General features: G+C 52.1%; 18 protein-coding genes. 1 reads left to right on the top strand and 17 read right to left on the bottom strand.

Features of this window, described 5'->3' with window-relative positions; all coding sequences use genetic code 11:
- Nucleotides 1-19 precede the first annotated feature (19 nt).
- From BLQ59_RS05845 to BLQ59_RS05785, 12 genes are all read right to left on the bottom strand, one after another.
- Complete coding sequence (locus BLQ59_RS05845; RefSeq protein ID WP_074571967.1) at nt 20-679, bottom strand: coenzyme F420-0:L-glutamate ligase; 660 nt, start codon at nt 677-679, stop codon at nt 20-22.
- A 12-nt stretch (nt 680-691) separates the two neighbouring features.
- Entirely contained in the window at nt 692-1,243 is a 552-nt protein-coding gene (locus tag BLQ59_RS05840; protein WP_074571966.1) for a hypothetical protein, read from the bottom strand.
- A 25-nt stretch (nt 1,244-1,268) separates the two neighbouring features.
- Complete coding sequence (locus BLQ59_RS05835; protein ID WP_074571965.1) at nt 1,269-1,715, bottom strand: acyl-CoA thioesterase; 447 nt, start codon at nt 1,713-1,715, stop codon at nt 1,269-1,271.
- A gap of 65 nt (nt 1,716-1,780) precedes the next feature.
- Nucleotides 1,781-2,560 carry a glutamate racemase gene (gene murI / locus BLQ59_RS05830; protein WP_074571964.1) on the bottom strand — a complete coding sequence of 260 codons (780 nt, stop codon included), beginning with the start codon at nt 2,558-2,560 and terminating at the stop codon, nt 1,781-1,783.
- A gap of 117 nt (nt 2,561-2,677) precedes the next feature.
- A complete protein-coding gene (locus BLQ59_RS05825; protein WP_074571963.1) occupies nt 2,678-4,180 on the bottom strand; it encodes a Na+/H+ antiporter NhaC family protein in 1,503 nt (500 codons plus the stop codon).
- Between the two features lie 374 nt (nt 4,181-4,554).
- On the bottom strand, nt 4,555-6,537 hold the full coding sequence (locus BLQ59_RS15575; RefSeq protein ID WP_256324615.1) for a D-alanyl-D-alanine carboxypeptidase family protein: 1,983 nt from the start codon (nt 6,535-6,537) through the stop codon (nt 4,555-4,557).
- A 273-nt stretch (nt 6,538-6,810) separates the two neighbouring features.
- Nucleotides 6,811-7,677 (bottom strand): 16S rRNA (adenine(1518)-N(6)/adenine(1519)-N(6))-dimethyltransferase RsmA, encoded by an 867-nt coding sequence (gene rsmA, locus BLQ59_RS05810; RefSeq protein WP_074571962.1) that lies wholly within the window; start codon nt 7,675-7,677, stop codon nt 6,811-6,813.
- Nucleotides 7,674-8,231: a ribonuclease M5 gene (gene rnmV / locus BLQ59_RS05805; protein WP_074571961.1), complete on the bottom strand. Its 558-nt coding sequence runs from the start codon at nt 8,229-8,231 to the stop codon at nt 7,674-7,676. The genes rsmA and rnmV overlap by 4 nt, the downstream gene beginning before the upstream one ends.
- A 9-nt stretch (nt 8,232-8,240) precedes the next feature.
- Nucleotides 8,241-8,918, bottom strand: coding sequence for a dTMP kinase (locus BLQ59_RS05800; protein ID WP_256324619.1), 678 nt, complete (start codon nt 8,916-8,918; stop codon nt 8,241-8,243).
- The gene (locus BLQ59_RS05795; protein ID WP_074571959.1) at nt 8,915-10,375 is read right to left on the bottom strand and encodes an aminotransferase class I/II-fold pyridoxal phosphate-dependent enzyme; all 1,461 of its coding nucleotides are present in this window, start codon (nt 10,373-10,375) and stop codon (nt 8,915-8,917) included. Before BLQ59_RS05795 ends, BLQ59_RS05800 begins: the two co-directional genes overlap by 4 nt.
- Nucleotides 10,372-11,655: a sensor histidine kinase gene (locus tag BLQ59_RS05790; protein ID WP_074571958.1), complete on the bottom strand. Its 1,284-nt coding sequence runs from the start codon at nt 11,653-11,655 to the stop codon at nt 10,372-10,374. The genes BLQ59_RS05795 and BLQ59_RS05790 overlap by 4 nt, the downstream gene beginning before the upstream one ends.
- 43 nt (nt 11,656-11,698) lie before the next feature.
- Nucleotides 11,699-11,899, bottom strand: a complete 201-nt coding sequence (locus BLQ59_RS05785) for a hypothetical protein (protein ID WP_074571957.1) — start codon at nt 11,897-11,899, stop codon at nt 11,699-11,701.
- Between the two features lie 154 nt (nt 11,900-12,053).
- Here BLQ59_RS05785 and BLQ59_RS05780 point away from each other — a divergent pair, with 154 nt between their 5' ends.
- Entirely contained in the window at nt 12,054-12,515 is a 462-nt protein-coding gene (locus tag BLQ59_RS05780; protein WP_014423648.1) for a nitrous oxide-stimulated promoter family protein, read from the top strand.
- A 41-nt stretch (nt 12,516-12,556) separates the two neighbouring features.
- Here the strand turns inward: BLQ59_RS05780 and BLQ59_RS05775 are convergent, their stop codons facing one another.
- The 5 genes from BLQ59_RS05775 to BLQ59_RS05755 form a co-directional block, all read right to left on the bottom strand.
- Nucleotides 12,557-13,732, bottom strand: a complete 1,176-nt coding sequence (locus tag BLQ59_RS05775) for an FtsW/RodA/SpoVE family cell cycle protein (protein WP_074571956.1) — start codon at nt 13,730-13,732, stop codon at nt 12,557-12,559.
- A gap of 24 nt (nt 13,733-13,756) precedes the next feature.
- Nucleotides 13,757-14,407 (bottom strand): tRNA (guanosine(46)-N7)-methyltransferase TrmB, encoded by a 651-nt coding sequence (gene trmB, locus BLQ59_RS05770; protein ID WP_074571955.1) that lies wholly within the window; start codon nt 14,405-14,407, stop codon nt 13,757-13,759.
- Nucleotides 14,408-14,435: 28 nt separating this feature from the next.
- Entirely contained in the window at nt 14,436-16,355 is a 1,920-nt protein-coding gene (locus BLQ59_RS05765; protein ID WP_074571954.1) for a sigma 54-interacting transcriptional regulator, read from the bottom strand.
- 169 nt (nt 16,356-16,524) lie between these two features.
- Entirely contained in the window at nt 16,525-18,327 is a 1,803-nt protein-coding gene (locus BLQ59_RS05760) for a M48 family metallopeptidase (protein WP_074571953.1), read from the bottom strand.
- Between the two features lie 517 nt (nt 18,328-18,844).
- On the bottom strand, nt 18,845-19,163 hold a 319-nt coding region (locus tag BLQ59_RS05755; protein ID WP_143005300.1), incomplete at its 5' end, for an RNA-guided endonuclease TnpB family protein.

Below are 19,163 nucleotides of genomic sequence, written 5' to 3'. Positions count from 1 at the left end.
GGGAGGCTTTTATCACCACTTATTTGCTTTCCTGATACTGCTTGTAATTCTTGATAATGCAGATTGGCGTCTTCTGAGAAGCGTTGCCGAAGGGGTTATCAATCAGGAGCTTGCGGGCGATCTCGCCGTCCGTGCCCTCGGTGATGCCCACCACGCGGCTGCGCTTAAGGTCATTTACGTCGGCAATCATGGCGCCAAAGCAGCCCAGACGTTCCTTGATGCGCTTCACGACTTCATACGGTTCACCCGGTCCGTAGACAATGCATTTGTCAAACGGCGGCATCGTACCCGTGACGTCATCGATCATAGCAGTTTCCTTGCCGCCCCAGACATAGAACATACCAGATTTGCCAAAGAGCTTAGCCACGGAACCGGCCAGCAGGGCAAAGGCTACACGCCATTTGCCTTCCACGTCCATCAGAGACTGCATGCCATGCGGCGAAGCCAGAGAGCCGTAGTCCGGGATAAAGCGGCAGCAGAACTTGGCCAGCTTGGAGATCTTCAAATCCTCCGGGCGCACAAAGCGGCCCTGAGTGATGGCAACTACGGACTCTGCGCAGCAGAGCAGGTCGTTCTCACCGATCTTATCTTTCGTGTAATGCTCAATGGCATCCACAATATCGTCTTTTTCCGTCAGGATGCGCGTCGGCACCGGAATAAGTTTCATTTCGTCTTGCATGTCAGTGCCTCCTTAGTCCTTGACCAGCGTTACGCCAGCCAGTTTTGCAATCTCATCTGCCGTAATCTCGATACGCAGCTTGTTGTAATGCTGCACAGCGCGGCCCGTCTCCTGCCAGATGAAGTCAACCGGCAGGTCAACCATATGGGACAGTGCTTCCTCCAGGCTCATGCCCTTGCGCGGCGTCAGCTTGATTTTCGCAAAGAGGTTCAGGCTGTCCAAACCGCCCTTGTAACCCTTCTTCTGGATGATTACGGCCTCGAAGTAATCGTCCTCACGGACTTCGCCTTCGCGTTCAGCCTTGGGGCACACTTCAATGCCGTCATACTGCTCATAGGGCAGCTGGCTGCGGCAGATAGCATCCATAATGGTGGCACACTGTTTGCCTTCATTATAGAAGCGCAGCTTCTTTACCAGCACGAGGCTGTTTTCGTCCTTGCTTTCGAGCTCAACCGGAGCGCTGGCATCCACGCGGATGTCCTCCGTACCCAGATAAGCCAAAAAGAGTCTGGTCACACAGATCAAAATCAGGATGACCAATAACACTATGGTTAAAAATTCCACAATAATTCCTCCCTAGAATCCCTGCTTATTTTGCTTTATTCTGCGCCTCTGCAACAGCCTTTTCCTTTTCCATAGCTGCCTGCAGACGCGTATAATACTTTTCCGACAGGCGGGCGATATGACCCGTCTCTTTGCTGGTGTAGACGTTCTGGGACTTGCCCGTCACCAGCACTTCCCCCGTCTCCTTGCGCAGGATGCGGTATTTGAAGCACATCTTCGCTTTAGTCAGTGCCGTGGCCGTGGTCTCAATGATGAGGTTGTCATCGAACTTGCCCGGCGAAACGTATTTGGCACTGATATCCGTAATGGGGAACACATAGCCATCGTCCATCATTTCCGTCAGCGTGATGCCAATCTCCCTAAGGTACGCCACACGGCCAATTTCAAACCAACGGATATAATTGGCATGGTGTACCACGGCCATGGCATCGGTGTCATAGAAATTTACATGATGTTCGATATTTACTGGCATATTGCGTCCCCCTTAACACTTTAGGCACATTGTATAGACTAGAACAAAAGCACTGCAAAGTCAAGTTAAATTCGGTACATCTTTTCGAGCCGGCCCAGGCATTTCTGCAAGCGCTCTAACTCCATCAGATCCGTGACCTTGCGGCCCGAGTAGAAATACTCCACCTGCTGAGGATTGTTCTCCAACAGGTTGCGTTCCTTCAGACGGCGGATCAGTTCATTGACCGTGCCTTCATTGCCGTCTACAAAGGCAACATTTTCCGGCAGCAGTGTCCGCAGCGTGTCCTTGAAATAGTTGAAATGGGTGCAGCCCAAAACCAGCGAAGAATACTCCTTCAGGTCAAAGGGAGCCAGCTGCTCCCGAAGGTAATCCGTCACTGCCGGGGAATTGAATTCCTGCCGCTCGGCAAAGGTCACAAGCTCCGGCAGGGCTAACCGATCCACGAGATGGTCCTTATCGACTTTCTCAATCAGCAATTCCATCTTGCGCCCCTTGACGGTAATGGGCGTAGCCGTCACGAGCACCCGATGCGTACCATCCAGGTCCAGCGCCTTTTTCGCCGCCGGCTCCATGCCGATGATGGGCATGTCATAGCGGCGGCGCATCTCAGCCACGGCCACGGAGGTTGCCGTATTGCAGGCCACCACGATGGCCTTCACATCCTGTTTCAATAAGAAGTCAAAGGCCTCGCCCACAAACTTCTGCACTTCTGCTGTGGATTTCGTGCCATAGGGCACATGGTCTTCATCAGCATAGAACACAAACTGCTCATGGGGCAGAACCTTCATGGCATGATGGAGAACAGACAGCCCCCCCATGCCGGAATCAAAAAAGGCAATTTTCAACGCCCTCAACTCCTGAAAATCTAATTTTGCAAACAAATGCTAGTATAACGCAATTGACCGCTTTTGACAAGGCAAAGAAAAAGCCAGCCGCCCGCAGGCAGCTGGTTTGCAAAAACTTTATTGATCCAGAGATTTCACCTTGGACGAAATCACCGCCATGGCAATGCACAGGCAGACAAGCGCTGTGCCCAGGCCCAACCAGCCATTGCCGGTCAAACCGTCCACCACATAGCCAGCCAACGAACAGCCTGCCACGGTCATGACATAGGGCAGCTGAGTGCTCACATGGTCAAGATGGTCACACTGTGCGCCCGCCGATGCCAGGATCGTCGTATCGGAAATCGGCGAAGCATGGTCGCCGCCTACGGCACCGGAAAGAATAGCCGCCACGCAGATGGTCAGCATCTGCGGATCGCCGCCTACAACTGCTACGGCAATCGGGATCAGGATACCGAAGGTCCCCCAGCTCGTACCGGTAGCGAATGCCAGGCCGATGGCCACGAGGAAGAAGATTGGCGGCAGCAGCATGATGAGGGCCGCATTGGCACTGACGATGCCGCCGACGAAACCGCCCAGGTTCAGGTATTTGTCACTGCAGATACCGGAGAGCGTCCAGGCCAGGCACAGGATGAAGATAGCCGGCGTCATGGCCTTGAAGCCCCAGCCGAAACTGTCGCAGAAGGCATTGAAAGAGATGACCTTGCGTGGCAGGTACAGAAGGCCGGTAAACACAAAAGCAATGAAGGAACCCAGCACCAGAGACTTGGAAGAATCACAATCCGCAAAGGCGTTTGCGATCGTCTTGCCCTCATGGATACCGCCAGTATAGAGCATGCCATAGACACAGGCCGCAATCAGCACCAGGAGCGGCAGGATCAGGTCGATGATCTTGCCATTGCCCTGCTCATCCTTATGGACCTCACCATTGCCCTGGTATTCCTTCGGAATCTCAAAATTCTTGTTGCTGCGCTGCACATCATGGGCCATCGGGCCGAAATCCTTGCCCGTCCAGATGATGAAGAACAGGAACACGAGCGTCAGCCACGCATAGAGATTGAACGGAATCGTCTGGATAAAGAGTCCGAACCCATCGATATCCGAGCCTTCCGGCAGGGACGAGCCCACGGCGGCCGCCCAGCTCGACACCGGTGCGATGATACAGATAGGTGCAGCCATGGCATCGATGATATAAGCCAGCTTCGCCCGGGAAATCCGGAACTTATCCGTCACCGGACGCATGACCGTACCAACGGTCAGGCAGTTAAAATAGTCATCGATGAAGATCACGAGGCCTAAGAGCGCCGTGATCAAAGAAGCCTGACGGCGTCCCTTGATGGTCCGCGCCGCCCACTCACCATAGGCGCTCGTCGCACCGCTGCGGGTGATTGCCGCGACCAGGATGCCTAAGATTACCAAAAATACCAAGATGTTGACGTTGCCGCCCACCTTGTCCGCCATAACCTTGAACATGGTCAAGGTAGATTCCAGGAAGTTGCCCCCGGTAAAGAGCATGGCACCCGAGAAGATGCCGATGATCAGGGACATGTAGACTTCCTTTGTCCACAAAGCCAGTACAATGGTGATGATTGGCGGCAGGATGGACCAGATTGATTCAGCCATACGCTACCTGCTTTCTGCTATGATTAGCTAATATTTTCCATATAATACACGACCTTAATTGTATAACATTTTTTGCATAGTAGCAAGAGGAATTAAGCATTTTTTGCAAGTTATCATAGAAAAAGACTGTGAACCAGCATACTGCCAATCCACAGTCCCTCAAGCATATTTTATTCTACTGTGATCTCCTGCTCCGATGCATGATCAGCCTGCATGCCACTGACCGAATAGAACTCCTTTAAACCTACCTCAATGCCATTTTAGCACAAGATAAAACAGAAAACAACCGCTTAAAAACAAAGAGAGCTGATGACATTCCCCAAGTCTCTGACAAAATTGTCTATAGCGAGGGAACTATCACCAACCCTTCCGGTTCAAGGATTTCTTCTTGCTATTGATCCGATGGAAGTCATGCCATCGATGGTCTTGATCCCCTTACCATTTTGGTAGGATAGATCGGAAACCAGCACCTGACGTATGTAATGCTTACTTGCCTTCCCACCCGCAAAGGTGAAATAGCTGCTGGCAGAATGGATAACCAATGGCGTGCCCTGCGCATCACGTCCCAGATAAAGCATCACATGACCAGGCTTGAAAAGGAGTGCTCCCACCGGTGCTTCCCCTACTTTGCCATAACGATCAGCAGTAGCCAGCCCAGCCAAAGATACCGAATTATTCATCGCCAATTCCTGCTGATCGGCATCACGCGGAAGCAGGATTCCCATGGAGCGGTAAACATCCTGGACGAATGCAGAGCAGTCAACACTTTCCTCCATGCCACCCCAACCGTAGACGTCCCCCCGGAACTTCAGGGACTGACGTACGAAATTATTGGGCGTGCAGGGAAGATAGCCCGGATTTACCGTATCATCCTTCTTTATCGGGACTGTCACCTCCGACAGCCGGCCATTCACAGAAACAGGAAGTATTGCCTTATAAGCGCTGCCCCGGGCTGCAGAAGATTTCAACGGAATGATGCTTCCCATCTGGAAAAGAACGTCCCGACTGCCATTCACATGAACCTTTTTCTTATGATCTACGACGACGAGGAAATTCTTAGGCGAAACATATTTTTTCCAGGTTGACTTATCGGCGAAACCAATGTCTTTCCGATTCACCCAGCCTTTGTAATACCGTCCTACAACAAAGGCAAACTGCCTGTCCCTGCTTTCATGCATCACCAGTACAGGCTCACAGGGATCTATAGCTGTCCCCTGCAGGTCATCGTAATGCTGGAAGGATGCATCATCGAAGTAATATTTTGCAGTTGGCAGCAGCCTCATATCCGAACGTTGGGTAATCACACCATAGCGGATATCCGTCCTGACCGGAATCTTATCCAGATTACAGTTATCCTTGTCCAGGTCGTAATCCGCTTGCCTGATCAGCTTGCCGCCTTTGTCATAATGTTCCCCCGGCTCAGCTTCTTCACGGAAATCCTGCTGCGCATCCAAAATCATCTCTTTCAATACGGTACCATCCACCGTTTTGGGGTAATGCTCAAGATCTGTCAGACTCACAGATTTTGTACGCATCTCCTGATTGGCGGCAACAATCTCCGCCTGTGTCAGGCACTCCGTATCACCTTTTTGGTTTTTCTTCACCCAATAATCTGCTGTAGCTCTTTCATCTTTTATGGCCAGCGAATCTGCGGACGATTTCTTCGCGTTCAGATATTCTTCCAGTGTCAGCCCCTTACTGCTGATTTCCTGGGCAATCTCCTGCCCCACATAACGAAAATGCCAAGGTTCATAGCTATAACCGGTGATATTCTCTTTTCCCGGCATATAGCGTAGGATAAAACCATGTTTCGCAAGCAACGGATGGATTTTGGCAAAGATTTCCTTCTGTGCAATCATCTCGTCGTTATCATCAATCACCTTGCCGTCCACCACCAGGCAAATATCCACTGCCAATCCCGTATGGTGCTCGGAATAGCCAGGAACGGCTACATACTGCCGGACATAATCTGCCCCGTATTTTTCGGTGAATTCCTTGACAATTTCCTGTTGCCGGGCAACACTCCGATAAATGGAATCCAGTTCAATCTGTATGCCCTGTTTCAACAATTCATCACGAAGCTCTACAAAATGTGCATAGGTATCCCGCTCAATCTGGAACTCACGCCCCATGGAATTTTTTGCAATTACCAGCGGAACATTCGCCTCATAGTCATCCGGAAGTTTATGGTTTTTATTGACCAGAACCAGATAATCGATACCCTTTGCCTGTTCCGATGCTGCTTCTGCTATCTGTGGTACGACAGGCAGCGGCGTATATGCTGGCAGAATCGGTGCCAACGCACAGACCGATAACATGGCAATAATACTCTTTTTCTTCGTATTGAACAAATCCATTCTTCTCAACATCCTCCAAAATCAAAAACATAAACAATATCCAGCAACGTATTGTCACAATCGGAAACTGGTTGTTTTCCCTAAAATCCGCTTGCCGCAGACATTATAATGTATATAATTCGCTATCCCTCCTTAAAGTCCTGCTTCATTTGTCTCAACATGCTAAAACGCCCGCGGGCCAATGATTTTCGTCTGCCTCGCCAGCTTTGTCTATAGCGAAAGAAAACAATCATCACCCCACGGGCGTTCTCTGTATTCAGATGTAACGATATCTTACTGTGCCATCGCACTGAACGCATCGGCCAATTCACCGAATTCTGCCAACGTCAGCGTTTCTCCTCGACGAGTTGGATCTATTCCGGCTCGTTCCATAGCATCGCGAACCTGTTCTTTGGGCAGGCCGCCGCCTTTCAGGGCATTGGCGAGCGTCTTGCGGCGCTGGCCGAAGGCAGCTTTGACCACGCGGAAGAACATCTTTTCATCCACTACTTCAACAGCAGGCGTCTCCCGCACCTTGCAGGCGATAACGACGCTGTCCACTTCCGGAGCCGGAATAAAGCTTCTCGGCGGTACATCCAGCACAATTTCCGGCTCCGTGTAATACTGCACGGCCACCGACAGGGCACCGTAATCCTTGCCGCCAGGTTTTGCCACCATGCGCAGGGCGACTTCCTTCTGCACCATGGTCACCATATGGGTGATGGGCAGATGGCGTTCCAGAAGAGCCATCAGAATCGGCGTCGTGATATAGTAGGGCAGGTTTGCTGCCACCTTGAAGGGCGCATCGCCCATGATTTCGGGGATATTGACCTTGAGGATATCCCCGGGCACGATGCGGACATTATCATAGCCTTTGAGGGTTTCAGCCAGCACTGCGGGCAGTTTCTTATCGAGTTCCACCGCCGTCACATCGGCACCAGCTTCAGCCAGGCCCTGCGTCAGCGTGCCGATACCCGGGCCGATTTCCAGTACTCTATCGCCTTCTTCAATCTCGGCTGCATCCACAATGCCCTGCACGATGCTGGCATCGATCAGGAAGTTCTGGCCCAGTTTCTTGCTCATGCGCAGGCCGAAGGCCTTCAGGATATGCATGGTCACTTCCCGGTTGGCAATCTTCGGCTGTATCGCTTTTTCACTCATTTCGCATCCTCCGCTTCTTCTGCATTCAATTCGGCTACAGCCCGCGCAAATTCTTCCCGCGTCACACCATAATGATTGAGACGCTTCAAAAAAGTCTTGGCATTGGCAAAGCCCAGACCTAACTTCGCACCCAGTTTAGCCCGACGGCTGGCGGCGGTACTCGCCCCAGACAGGTCATTGATAATAAGGTCTGCCCCACTGAAATTGTTGGTTGGCTCCCAGTCCATCGTACGGACTTTTTCCAAAGCCTTGCGGATGGCATCCGGCTTGGCCTGTTCAATGCCGATATCGTCATTGTCTGTGGCATCTTCCACGGGCACAAAGGCATGCTTGGCATTCGGGAACCGTTTGGTCAGATAAGAGCGAATCCGCTCCCCGGCCGAATCCGGATCGGTCAGGATGATGATGCCGCGTTTCTTATAGGCCTGCTCGATGTTCTTGAGGGCCTGTTTTTTCAGATTGAATCCTTCGGTGATGATGCAGTCGGCCTCTACGGCCTTGTCGATGGCCACAACGTCCATCTTGCCTTCTACCACCAGAACTTCCTTTATCATGGTAACTCCTTACTTCTTCAACAATGCTTCCACAATCGCATATACATCCGTGTGGATAGCTTCGATGCTGCGGGGATATTCCCCCTCGTTGCAGATAACTTTATCCCATTCATACTTGGCCGCCAGCTCCAGATAAGCCGCATGGCAGCGGTGCAGATAGTCCGTATCCCGCTCATGGATGTCCTTCTTCGTGGCGGTTTCCTCGGCGCGGGCGGCAATCAGCTTATCGGCCACCTCCGGTGCCATATCGAGGAAAATCACCTTGTCGGGCACTGGCAGTCCCATCTTGCCGAATTCAAAGTCCCAAAGCCAGTCCAAAAAGGCTTCGCGTTCTGCCTTATCCGTAAGCTTGACCGCCTGATGCACCATATTGCTCGTGGTATAGCGGTCCGCTAGGATGATATCCCCGGCTTCATAGTAATCGCGCCATTTGCGCTGATAGGAGGCAAAACGGTCAACGGCAAAGAACGTCGATGCTGCATAAGCATTGACATCCGCGGCCTTATCGCCAAACGCCCCGCCCAGATACATGCGCACGAGTGCTGAGGAATCATCAGCATAATCCGGGAACTCAATACGATGTACCCGATGTCCGTCCGCCTTCAGATGGTCATACAGCGCCTTGGTCTGGGTGGCCTTGCCACTGCCGTCCCCGGCTTCGATTATAATCAGTTTGCCTTTCATCAGTTCTCCCTCACGATCTGGATGGTTGCCAGTGTTGTATCGGCAGGGCCTACGACTTTAAGTCCCAGCCGCTGCATGGTTCGTATATAGAAAAGTGACTCCGGTTCAATGCGGTCGCCCGGTGCCAGAATGGGAATACCCGGCGGATAGAACATGATCTGTTCCGCGGCTGTCAAGCCTTCCGCATCCTCAAAATCCACCGTCTCCCGTCCCGCAAAGAAGGCTTCCCGCGGGCTAATGCCTCCTGCCGGAACCGGCGGCACCTCTACTGGCAGTGTCAGTTCCTTCGCCCCGGCGAATTTTGCCGCCAAGCCCTGCAATGCCTTGACCAGGATCGCTGCCTGTGCTTCCGTATCAGCATAGGAGATGATAAACAGCAGATTATAGGCATCGGACAGCTCACATTGTATCTTGTACTCGTGGCGCAGGATGGACTCCGCCTGCACGCCCGTAATGCCCAGCCCGCGGACACTGACCGTGACCTTGGTCAGGTCGAGGCCTTCGCTGTCCGGCAAATCATCTGCCCCAAAGCTCCATAGCCCCGGAATCCCGTTGACGGCCTGACGCAATTTTTCGGCCAGCTCCACGGCCCGTCCCACCAGTTCTTCGCCCTGTTCTGCCATCTGCAGACGGGCGATATCGAGGGAAGCCAATAGAAGCTGATTGGGGCTTGTGGACTGCAGCAGGCTTGCCGCAGAGCGCACGCGCTCCAGGTCCACGCGGCCTTTCCGCGCCAGTAATATGGAAGTCTGCGTCATCGAACCCAATATCTTATGCGTACTCTGCGCCGCCATATCCGCCCCGGCGTCGAGAGCCTGCAGGGGAAGCCGGCTGCTGAATTTCAGATGCGGGCCATGCGCTTCATCCACCAATAACAGCATATTGCGGCTATGAACGAAATCTGCGACCTTGCGCAAATCAATGGTCACGCCATAATAGGTGGGATAGACCAAAATCAGCGCTTTGGCCTCGGGATGCGCCTCGGCCGCCGCCACGATATCCTCATATTCCAGCCCCATGGGAATGCCCAATTTCTGATCAATGCGGGGCTGGATAAAGACGGGGCTTACGCCCGTAAGTATCAGCCCGCCAATCATGGAACGATGGGCATTTCTCGGCACGAGCACCGTATCACCGGGCTGCAGCGTACCCATGATCATCGCATGGATGGCCCCACTCGTGCCATTTATCATGAAATAAGCGGCATCGGCTCCATAGAGCTCTGCCGCAAGGTCCTGGGCTTCTTTTATGCACATGGTGGGCTCGTGGAGGTCATCGAGTTCCTCCATCAGGGAAACTTCCTCCTGCAAGCCCAACGGGGTAATCAGTTCCTGCAGGAGCTTATGTGCGCCCAGCCCCTGCTTATGCCCCGGCGTATGAAAAGCGAGAGCGCCGTCTCCCGCGTAGGCTTTCATAGCCTCCGCCACCGGCGCTCGCAATTGATCCTTCAACTCTGTCATTTACCTCTGCCCTTCTTATTGGGCGTATTAACCACCTTTACATCTTTGGTATTCTGCTGCGACTCACGATTCGGCACCCGCAAATGCACCCGGGTTCCCTCGCCAACCGCCGAAGTTATGGCCAGCTCTGCACCAATGATCTTGGCGCGCTCCCGCATTCCCATCAGGCCAAAGTGATGATGCACTCCTGCCGCATCCTCTGCGGCAGGCTCACCATCCTCTTCGTCCGTCACTTCCGCCCTGGCCTCGGGATCAAAACCCTTGCCGTTATCCTCGATCAAGACTGACACTGCCACCGGCGAAAATAACAGGCGCACCCTGGCTGCCTCTGTTTCCGCATGATGTTTGATATTGTTGAGTGCTTCCTGGACAATACGGAAAATGGCAATTTCTACGTGTTTGGGCAATTCATACACCGTGCCATCCACGGAAAAATCAATTGCCAAAATTCCCCGGGAGGCCATACGCCCAATCAGCTGATTGAGTGCCGCCACCAAGCCCAAGTCATCCAAGGCCATAGGACGCATATCAAAGATGACTTCCCGCACACTGCCCAGACAATCCCGCATCTGCTGCCGCAGTTCCTGCAGGGTACGCTTGGCTTCGTCCGGATCATAATCCACCAGTTTTTCCGCAATTGATGCCTGGAATATCAGGTTAGCCAGATCTTGTGCCGGACCATCATGCATTTCCCGTGAAATGCGGTAGCGCTCCTCTTCCTGTGCCTTGATGATCCGAGCCCCGATGAATTTTTCCTTCTGTACCGCCTCGATTTTCCAGATAACGCCATTGACCTGCGTGCTGAGATAGGAAAGTACCGAACCCACGGCCAACGCCAGATGTTCAGCCTGCGCCAGCATGGTCTGCAGATTGCGCAGACGAACCTCCAGCTTATCACGCTGCGCCCGCAGGTTCGCTTCCTTCTCCCGTTCTACCCCCAAAGAAACCTGCACGTTCTTTACCGCTTCATAGCTTTCCCGCACCTTTTCTTCGGAGTAATCCTGAAAATTGCTGCTGACTTTGACCAGTTTCTGCTTTTCCTGCTGTTCCTTTTTCGCCAGCTCGTCCACCCGTTCAATGGTCTGCCGTGCCTGCTCTTTTAAATCCGCCAGCAGTTTGCGGCTGCTCTCAACCTCTGAACGGGCCGTCTCGTAGATTTCAAATATCTGTGATTTATTGCTTTCAATAGTGCTGATCGTATTGTTTAATATCTTCTTCAGGGACTGTGCCTGCAGCCCGCCCAATTCGGGGGGGAGGCTCCCGCTATGCTGGTCTGCCATATTGGCCTCCTTGACGCCGCTGTACCTTGGGATCTACGAGAAATTATTTTTTGCGCTTGCTGAAATAACGGATCACCAGCAGACCTAAAAGGCCGCCAGCCAGGATATATAAGTCCGTCGGCTTGAACAGCGCATCCATACCATTCTCCTGCAGTTTGGTGAAAATTGCTGCCACCACCAAGAGTACAACCAATATATTTGTAATGAGCTTACTATGAGCTTTAATGAATTCTATTGTCTCCACCCTCTAATTCCTTATTATACAATCCTACACTTTAAATTATACTAAAAAACAGCTACAGGTCAAGAGTTCATTGCCTGCGCCCTTGCTTTTCTCTTAAAATACCATTAAAATAGAATGGTGTATTATATATCCATTAATCGAAAGGTGATACGAAATGAGCATTTTTTCGCGTTTTCTGCCCAAGCGTAAGCCGGTAGAGATCAAAAACAATATTCCCAAAGAAAAGGAAAACATCAAAAAGACCTTCGGCATCTACTGCCATGGTCATCACGATACGAAAGGCGACAAACTCTGCCCAAAATGCACAGCCCTGCTCGCGACGGTCATGACCAAGATGAACCGCTGCCCCTACGGCATCACGAAACCCATCTGTGACCGCTGTGACCGCGCTGCTATGTGCTTTGGTGCCAAACAGGCCCAGGAATTCATGACCATCATGAACGGCACCCAGAAGCGCATGTTCCTGTCCCATCCCATGATGGCAATCAAACACAAGCTGGCCAGCATGGGCGTCGATTACGCCAAGTATCAGCAGGCCAAGAAAATCGACGATAAGGTCAAGGCCAAGGAAGAAGCCGCCAAAAAACGCGCCAAAGAACGCAAAGAAAAGAAATAATGAAGACAAAAATCGCCAGAGCACCAGGCTCTGGCGATTTTTTATTTCACTAAACGCAATTTCGGCTTTGCCGCCTGCGTTTTTTCCTCAGGTGTATCTTTCTTCCGATCTTTCCCATGGTCACAGATATTCATGAGCATCCCCATGGCCATCATCGTGACCATCAGCGACGAACCGCCGTAACTGATAAAGGGCAGCGGCACGCCGACTACGGGCAGGATGCCGCCTACCATCATAATATTGGCCACGGCCTGGCCAGCAATCAGCACCATAATGCCCATCGCCAGTATCTGGCCGTATTCATCCGGCGCCCGGTTGGCAATGCGCACGCAGAACAGCACCAGCATGGTCAGCAGCAGGAACACCAGCAGGTTTCCCATATAGCCATGTTCCTGGCTGAAAATCGCGAAAGCAAAGTCCGTGTGGGCTTCGGGCAGATAGGCGTATTTGCTGACGCCTTCTCCCAGCCCCATGCCCCAAAAACCACCGGAACCAATGGTGGACAGAGACTGCACCGTCTGATACCCCATGCCCTGCGCATCAGCCCAGGGATCAAACCAGACTTTCAGACGGGCCATGCGATAGGGCTGGATATTGACCGCCGCCACCACGATCATAACGACTGCGCCCAACAGGCCAAGCACATACTTAGGCGACATTCCCGCCACCACGGCCATGATCAGGGGAACGCCCAGAACAATAGCCGCCGTCCCCATATCCGGCTCCAACTCGATGAGAATAGCCATCAACAGGATAAGACCATACTGGGGATTTATGACGTTCCACAAGGAATCCGCCTTACCTCTCTTTATCCGCGCCACCAGCGTGGATGAGGCCAGCATCAGCGATATCAGCTTGGCCAATTCCGCCGGCTGGACACCAAAGAGCCAGCGCCGGGCACCATTCACTTCCGTACCGATAGAAGGAATCAGCACCCCCACCAGCGCCAGGAATGTGCCCAGGATCACCCAGAACATCAGGCCGCGCAGGGATTGCCAGCGCCGGTAGTTGATTTTCCGAAAGGCAAAGAACAATATGACGCCGCCCACCATAACCATCAGATGGCGCGTCAGGAAATGATAAGGATCATTGTAATCCGTGGTGCCTAGTACAAAGCTGGAACTGAAGACATTGATGGTGCCGAGAACCATCAGCACCACCATGATGACGAGAATGGGCTCGGCATCGTTATTCCATAACTTCTTCCGAATCCGCACGAAAAAGCCTCCTTGTATTGGTGCTTATGCGAAGATTACCTCGCAGCGGTTGATTTTTTCGCCGAAGCCACTGAACTTCCGTTCATACTCCGTCATGATATTGTCCGGGCGGTTTTCCGCATGAAGGTCAAAGGACACATCCTGCACCTTGAGACCGGCTTCCTCGAACTGCTCCAGAGAAAAATCAAAGAGCGGACGATTATCCGTTTTGAAATGCAGTTCACCGGGTTTCTTGAGCAGACGGCGATACTTTTCCAAAAAGCCCACATGCGTCAGCCGGCGTTTCGCATGACGCTTCTTCGGCCAGGGATCGCAGAAGTTCACGTAGAAGCGGTCAACTTCACCCTCACCAAAGATATTTTCAATATTGTTGATATCAAAGACCAGCAGGCGCACATTCTTAAGTTCCTTTTCCGCGACCTTCTTGGCAGCAGAATAAAGCACATCCTGCTGCGCCTCGATGCCGATATAGTTGATATCGGGATTGCGCTCTGCCAGCTGGGTGATGAAATCGCCCTTGCCCGTGCCCAGCTCCACATGCAGCGGAGCCTTGCGGCCAAAGATCTCACTCCAATGGCCCTTTCTTTCCTCACCGATTTCCTGCTCCTTGCTCACCACAAAGTCATCAAATTCATGGATGGCTTCATCCACCCAGGGTTTTCTCCGTAAACGCACTTGCTTTTCTCCTTACTTTCCTGTTTCCTTACTTCTTATCCAATCCATACTTCTTCAGATAACGATAGAGGGTTACGCGGCTGACATTCAAGAGGTTGGCCAGCCGGCTGACATTGCCCCCCGCTGCCTGCCAGGCCTTCACGAACACTTCCCGGTCTTCCTTCCATTTGTTATCCGGCTTCACATCGCCCATCAGGCTGATGTCATTGGGGTTGATCACATCTTCCGTCGTGTTGAAGAAGGCATACTCCAGCACGCTCTGCAACTGCTTGATATTGCCCGGCCAGTCGTAATTCTTCAGCACCTCTTCCGTTTCCGGCAGGATCTTTTTAATCTGCATCTGATGCTGCTCTGCCAGTTCACTGATGATATGGGCTGCCAGTTTCGGGATATCCTCCCTGCGGCTGCGTAGAGCCGGCACACGGATCACGCTCTTGGACAGTGCCTCATAGAGATCGCGGTCAAAAAGATCGCGCTCTGTCAGGCGTTTCAGATCGCTGTCACAGGCAGCAATGATGCGCACATCAATGCTGCGCTCCACCTGCTCGCCGACACGGCAGGCCTTGCCTGTCTTCAGGGCTTCGGCCAGTGTCTTGGCGATATTCTTCGGCATCTTTTCAATCTCATCGAGGAACAGCGTACCGCCGGAAGCCAGTTCCAGACGGCCCTGATGGCTGACCTCGGAATTGAGCACGACACCGAAGAGTTCCTGCTCGAGAAGTTCCGGCGTCGTATCGCCGCAGCGCAGGGTGATCAGCGGACCGGCTGCCCGGCCGCTGGCCTGATGGATGCCATGGGCCATACGCTGCTTGCCCGTACCGGCTTCGCCCTGAATCAGTACATGATGCTTGTTCTTGGCCGTGCGCTCTTCCTTATGCCGCACGCTGGCAAAGGTCGTGCCCTCGCCCACCATGGAGCCCAAGCTGTATTTGGCCGTATAGCCAGCGGCATGGGCAACCAGAGTGCGCAGATCCTCAATCGGCATGGACACAACGACCACACTCTGCACAGCCTGATCTTCGTCACGCTCCAGTGGCACCACCGTCGTGATATCCTCATAGGTCTTGGCCGGCGTGATCCAGGTTACCTCCTTATTATAGGAAGGGATTCCCCGGAAGCCTTTGTAGATTGGCGTATGCTGATAGTTCATGATCACATCGTTGAGGTTGGAAGCGCTGCGGCGCGTGCCCGCTTCGCGCTTGGCTCCGATGCCTTCCAGACGGGTATGACCGAGGCGGTTGGCATAGGCCACTTCACCGCCGGGCAGCACATGATAGACCGCAAACGGCGTAGCATCGAGAATTGCCTCATCGGCTTTGATGCGGATGGCTTCACTCAGGTGACGCTCCAATGCCTTGCGCATGGTGAAGAGCAGCGAGATGACGGCATCCTGCGGCATGGCCACCTGTTCCATGGACACCAGCGTGATGATGTAGGTCAGCTCACCAGCTACGATTACCGGTGCCGAGCAGGCGTCGCCCAGCTGACATTCCTTCACCCACATCTCCGGGCCGAACATCCAGAACGGTGCCTTGTGCTCCAAAGCCACGCTGATGGAGGAAGTGCCCACCTGATCGATGCCCACATTGGCACCTTCGATTTCGCCCGGCGTCATCTGATAGAACGGCAGGGAATAACTCTTGAGCACTGTGCAGTCTGCATCGATCAATAGGAGGCTCAGGTTGTACTCCTGGAAAAACTCCTTGATGCCATCAGACAGGTCACTCAGATATTCGATTGCATCCGCATGCTTTTCCTGCAAAGCATGGAATTCTTCCTTGGAAATCAGGTGCTTGATCGCCATCTTTTCCTTGCCCACGCCGAATTTCTCACTGGCCTGCCAGGACTCTGCCACCCAAGGATGAACGTTCGGATCCAGTATACCTTCCTGGGCAAATTTTTCGTAATAAGCTTCGAGTTTCGCACGGCTGCGATGCTCTCTAATCATCTTTTGTCCTCCTATATATGCCTTACATAGCGGGCTCAAGCCGCCCGCATCATTTCCGGTCACAAAATTTCGTACCTTACATTTTAACAAGCATATTCACTTACCGCAAGGGCTTAGTGGAAAAAAGTTTACATCTTTTTACGATTTTGCCCAATTTTATGCCTGATTTTTAACTTTTTTCTTTTTTCTGCTTTTTCCACTCCTTTGCAAATTTCGCCTTTGCCTCGGCTTTTTCCTTCATTAAATTATTGTATTCCTTGGGCGCAATATCTTTGAGATAGTCCACGGGGATGCGCTTCCAGGACTCCGGCTTCAGCCGATACATTTCCGCAAAATTCTCTTTGGCCTTCTCCGCATTGCCCAATTCATCATAGATCTGTCCGGCCAGCAGGTAGGAAATGATATTCTTCTTATCTACTTCCTTAGCCCGCTGCAGATCGGACAGTGCTTTGTCCGTGTCCCCCTGCATATGGTAGATATCCGCACGATTCAGATAGGTATAGATATTCTTGCCATTCGTGGCTACCGCCTGATCCGCTTCCTGCAGGGCTCCGGCAAAATCGCCACTCACAGCTTTGGCCCGCGCACTGATGGCCTGACTTTCTGCCAGATCATCGATTTTCCTGCTGGCAAATACCCGCTGCATCTGGAAGTTGGCCTTATCGCCCAGACCATAGTCATTATAGGTATCGGCATTTTCCCGCATTTTTTTAACCGTCTTAGCATCGGCGTTCAAAATATTTTCCCGCAGTTCATAACGCGCCTGTGCCCGCTTCAACTCTGCAGCCCGCATGTTCTTTCTCGCCCCTGTGCCCTGCTCAGCGGCATAGGCCTTCTGCACCAGCTCCTGCAGCTTTTCCCCTGCACTCCGCAGCTCCAAAAATTCCTGCAATCTCTGATTGACGCGCACATCGGCCAGACAGGTCAGCCTGCCATGAGCATCCCGGCGGAAATTCCAGCCATTGATATTATCGTAATCATGGAAAGCCTTGGCTAGTCCCCCAGCCACATAATAGGCATTCTCCGCCGTGTTATCGTAATCGTCACCGGTCCATTCCACTTCCAGCAGCTTTTCCCCATCAATAAGAACATCCTTACGGTTCGCCACCCTCACATGACCGCAACTGTAATCCGTCATCATCTGGGAGAGCTTATCCTCCCGCTGACGGGTTTCCGGATGATCACTGTATGACTCCCGTTCCTGCTTCTTGGGATTGGGGTCCTGATACTCCAGGAAATTCTGCGTCTCATAGGTCAGATAATAGCCCATGCGTGCCATAGCTGCCGCCCCGCCTCCAGGATTGAAGCCCGCACTGGTCATCAGATAAAAACCGCCCGCATCCGCGTCAAGCTCCGTGGGCAAGGTAACATTCTTGGCAATGGAATAATTCACCAGGCCATTGAGCTTGCCCCAGTCCATGGAATTCGTATCCATATTGATCATGCTCATGCCCATAGCCTGTGCCACGGCCTTGGCGTAGTTCTTGGCACTGTGCTGTTCCAACCCATGCGTCATCTCATGGGCAAACACTGCCGCCAGTTCATCCGGATCAAGATTGAGCCCCCGCACCAATGCCCGATTGATACTGATGTAATTCGTCGGATAGCAGGCCGCATTGAAATCCTTGCTGTCCGTCACCGCCCAGACAAAAGGCAGGGAATTCGTGCGCAGCACATAATCCCCCTGCGATACCAGCTGATTCATCACGCTGTCCACCACGGCCACATCATTGGCATTGGGATCCAATCCGTTTTTTCGTACATCCTGCAGGCGGCTCTGCACCTGTGCATTGACGTTATTGCCCAAAGCGAGCAGCCCGCTCAAGCTGGACTTGTAAGCCGCAAACACGCCCAAGGCCTGCGCCGCCGCCGACCAGGCATCCACAGCCTGCACCGGTTTCATCGGTGCCAGTACAGCCCCTCCAGCCAAAAGCCCTGCCAGCAGAAAATGTTTTATCTTACAGTTTTTCATAGTCAACACCTCGCTTCTCTCATCTATTGTAACACAGAGGAAATAGTTGTTAAAGAAAATTATTTTCCCCGAAAAAAAATCAAATTTTAATCCTTTTGTAACCACAGTTACATATTTTTTTCATAAAACTTTGCTATTATATGTTTGTCGATAGGAAATGCTTGGACAATCCCCCAAGCGGTTGATCCTATTGATTCCCTAAACAAGAAGGAATAATCCCACCCTTCTTGCTTCCCATTTCTCAAATTTTTTATCATCCCTTCCCTAGAAGGCCACGGAGTCAATCCCACTCCGTGGCTTTTTTGTGTTTTCTGCATGGAAAAACCGGCAGTTCATAAGAACTGCCGGTCATTTTATTTTTTCTGCCCACCATAGCCCCCACGAAGTCTTGACACTCCCCATGCGTAAACGCAGGGGATTCTTGGTTCGCTGAACACTGCGGTTTGACCGTAGCCAGACTGACTTACACGTTCTCCCCAAGCTTAAATTCCCGTGTGTCCCACGGTACTAATTTATGTTAAGCAACCTGTTTTTGTTCTATTGCCTTTCGCAGTATATTTATTGCTGCATTGGCATCTCGGTCATGATGTGAACCACATGCAGGGCAAGTCCAATCCCTGATACCAAGATTCTTAGTTTCCTTGTTCTGGTATCCGCATTTTGAACAGGTCTGGCTTGACGGGTAGAATGTATCTACCTTCAAGATTTCAGAGCCATGCAATTCTGCCTTGTATTCAAGCTGACGGAAGAACTCAGACCAGCTTACGTCTGATATAGCACGAGCTAACTTGTGGTTTCTCATCATGTTCTTAATTTGCAGGTGTTCTATGGCTATA

This window comes from Pseudoselenomonas ruminantium, assembly GCF_900104055.1.
Classification (GTDB): Bacteria; Bacillota; Negativicutes; order Selenomonadales; family Selenomonadaceae; genus Selenomonas_A; species Selenomonas_A ruminantium_C.
The sequence above is the reverse complement of the archived record's forward strand: the minus strand, read 5'-3'. Positions and strand labels throughout refer to the sequence as shown.

Coding starts and splice junctions, on each gene's coding strand:
- BLQ59_RS05835 (WP_074571965.1), bottom strand. CDS start 1,715: ATGCCAGTAAATATCGAACATCATGTAAATTTCTATGACACCGATGCC.
- BLQ59_RS05825 (WP_074571963.1), bottom strand. CDS start 4,180: ATGGCTGAATCAATCTGGTCCATCCTGCCGCCAATCATCACCATTGTA.
- BLQ59_RS05765 (WP_074571954.1), bottom strand. CDS start 16,355: ATGATTAGAGAGCATCGCAGCCGTGCGAAACTCGAAGCTTATTACGAA.
- BLQ59_RS05790 (WP_074571958.1), bottom strand. CDS start 11,655: ATGGCAGACCAGCATAGCGGGAGCCTCCCCCCCGAATTGGGCGGGCTG.
- rsmA (WP_074571962.1), bottom strand. CDS start 7,677: ATGAGTGAAAAAGCGATACAGCCGAAGATTGCCAACCGGGAAGTGACC.
- BLQ59_RS05780 (WP_014423648.1), top strand. CDS start 12,054: ATGAGCATTTTTTCGCGTTTTCTGCCCAAGCGTAAGCCGGTAGAGATC.
- BLQ59_RS05845 (WP_074571967.1), bottom strand. CDS start 679: ATGCAAGACGAAATGAAACTTATTCCGGTGCCGACGCGCATCCTGACG.
- BLQ59_RS15575 (WP_256324615.1), bottom strand. CDS start 6,537: ATGGATTTGTTCAATACGAAGAAAAAGAGTATTATTGCCATGTTATCG.
- BLQ59_RS05795 (WP_074571959.1), bottom strand. CDS start 10,375: ATGACAGAGTTGAAGGATCAATTGCGAGCGCCGGTGGCGGAGGCTATG.
- rnmV (WP_074571961.1), bottom strand. CDS start 8,231: ATGATAAAGGAAGTTCTGGTGGTAGAAGGCAAGATGGACGTTGTGGCC.
- BLQ59_RS05760 (WP_074571953.1), bottom strand. CDS start 18,327: ATGAAAAACTGTAAGATAAAACATTTTCTGCTGGCAGGGCTTTTGGCT.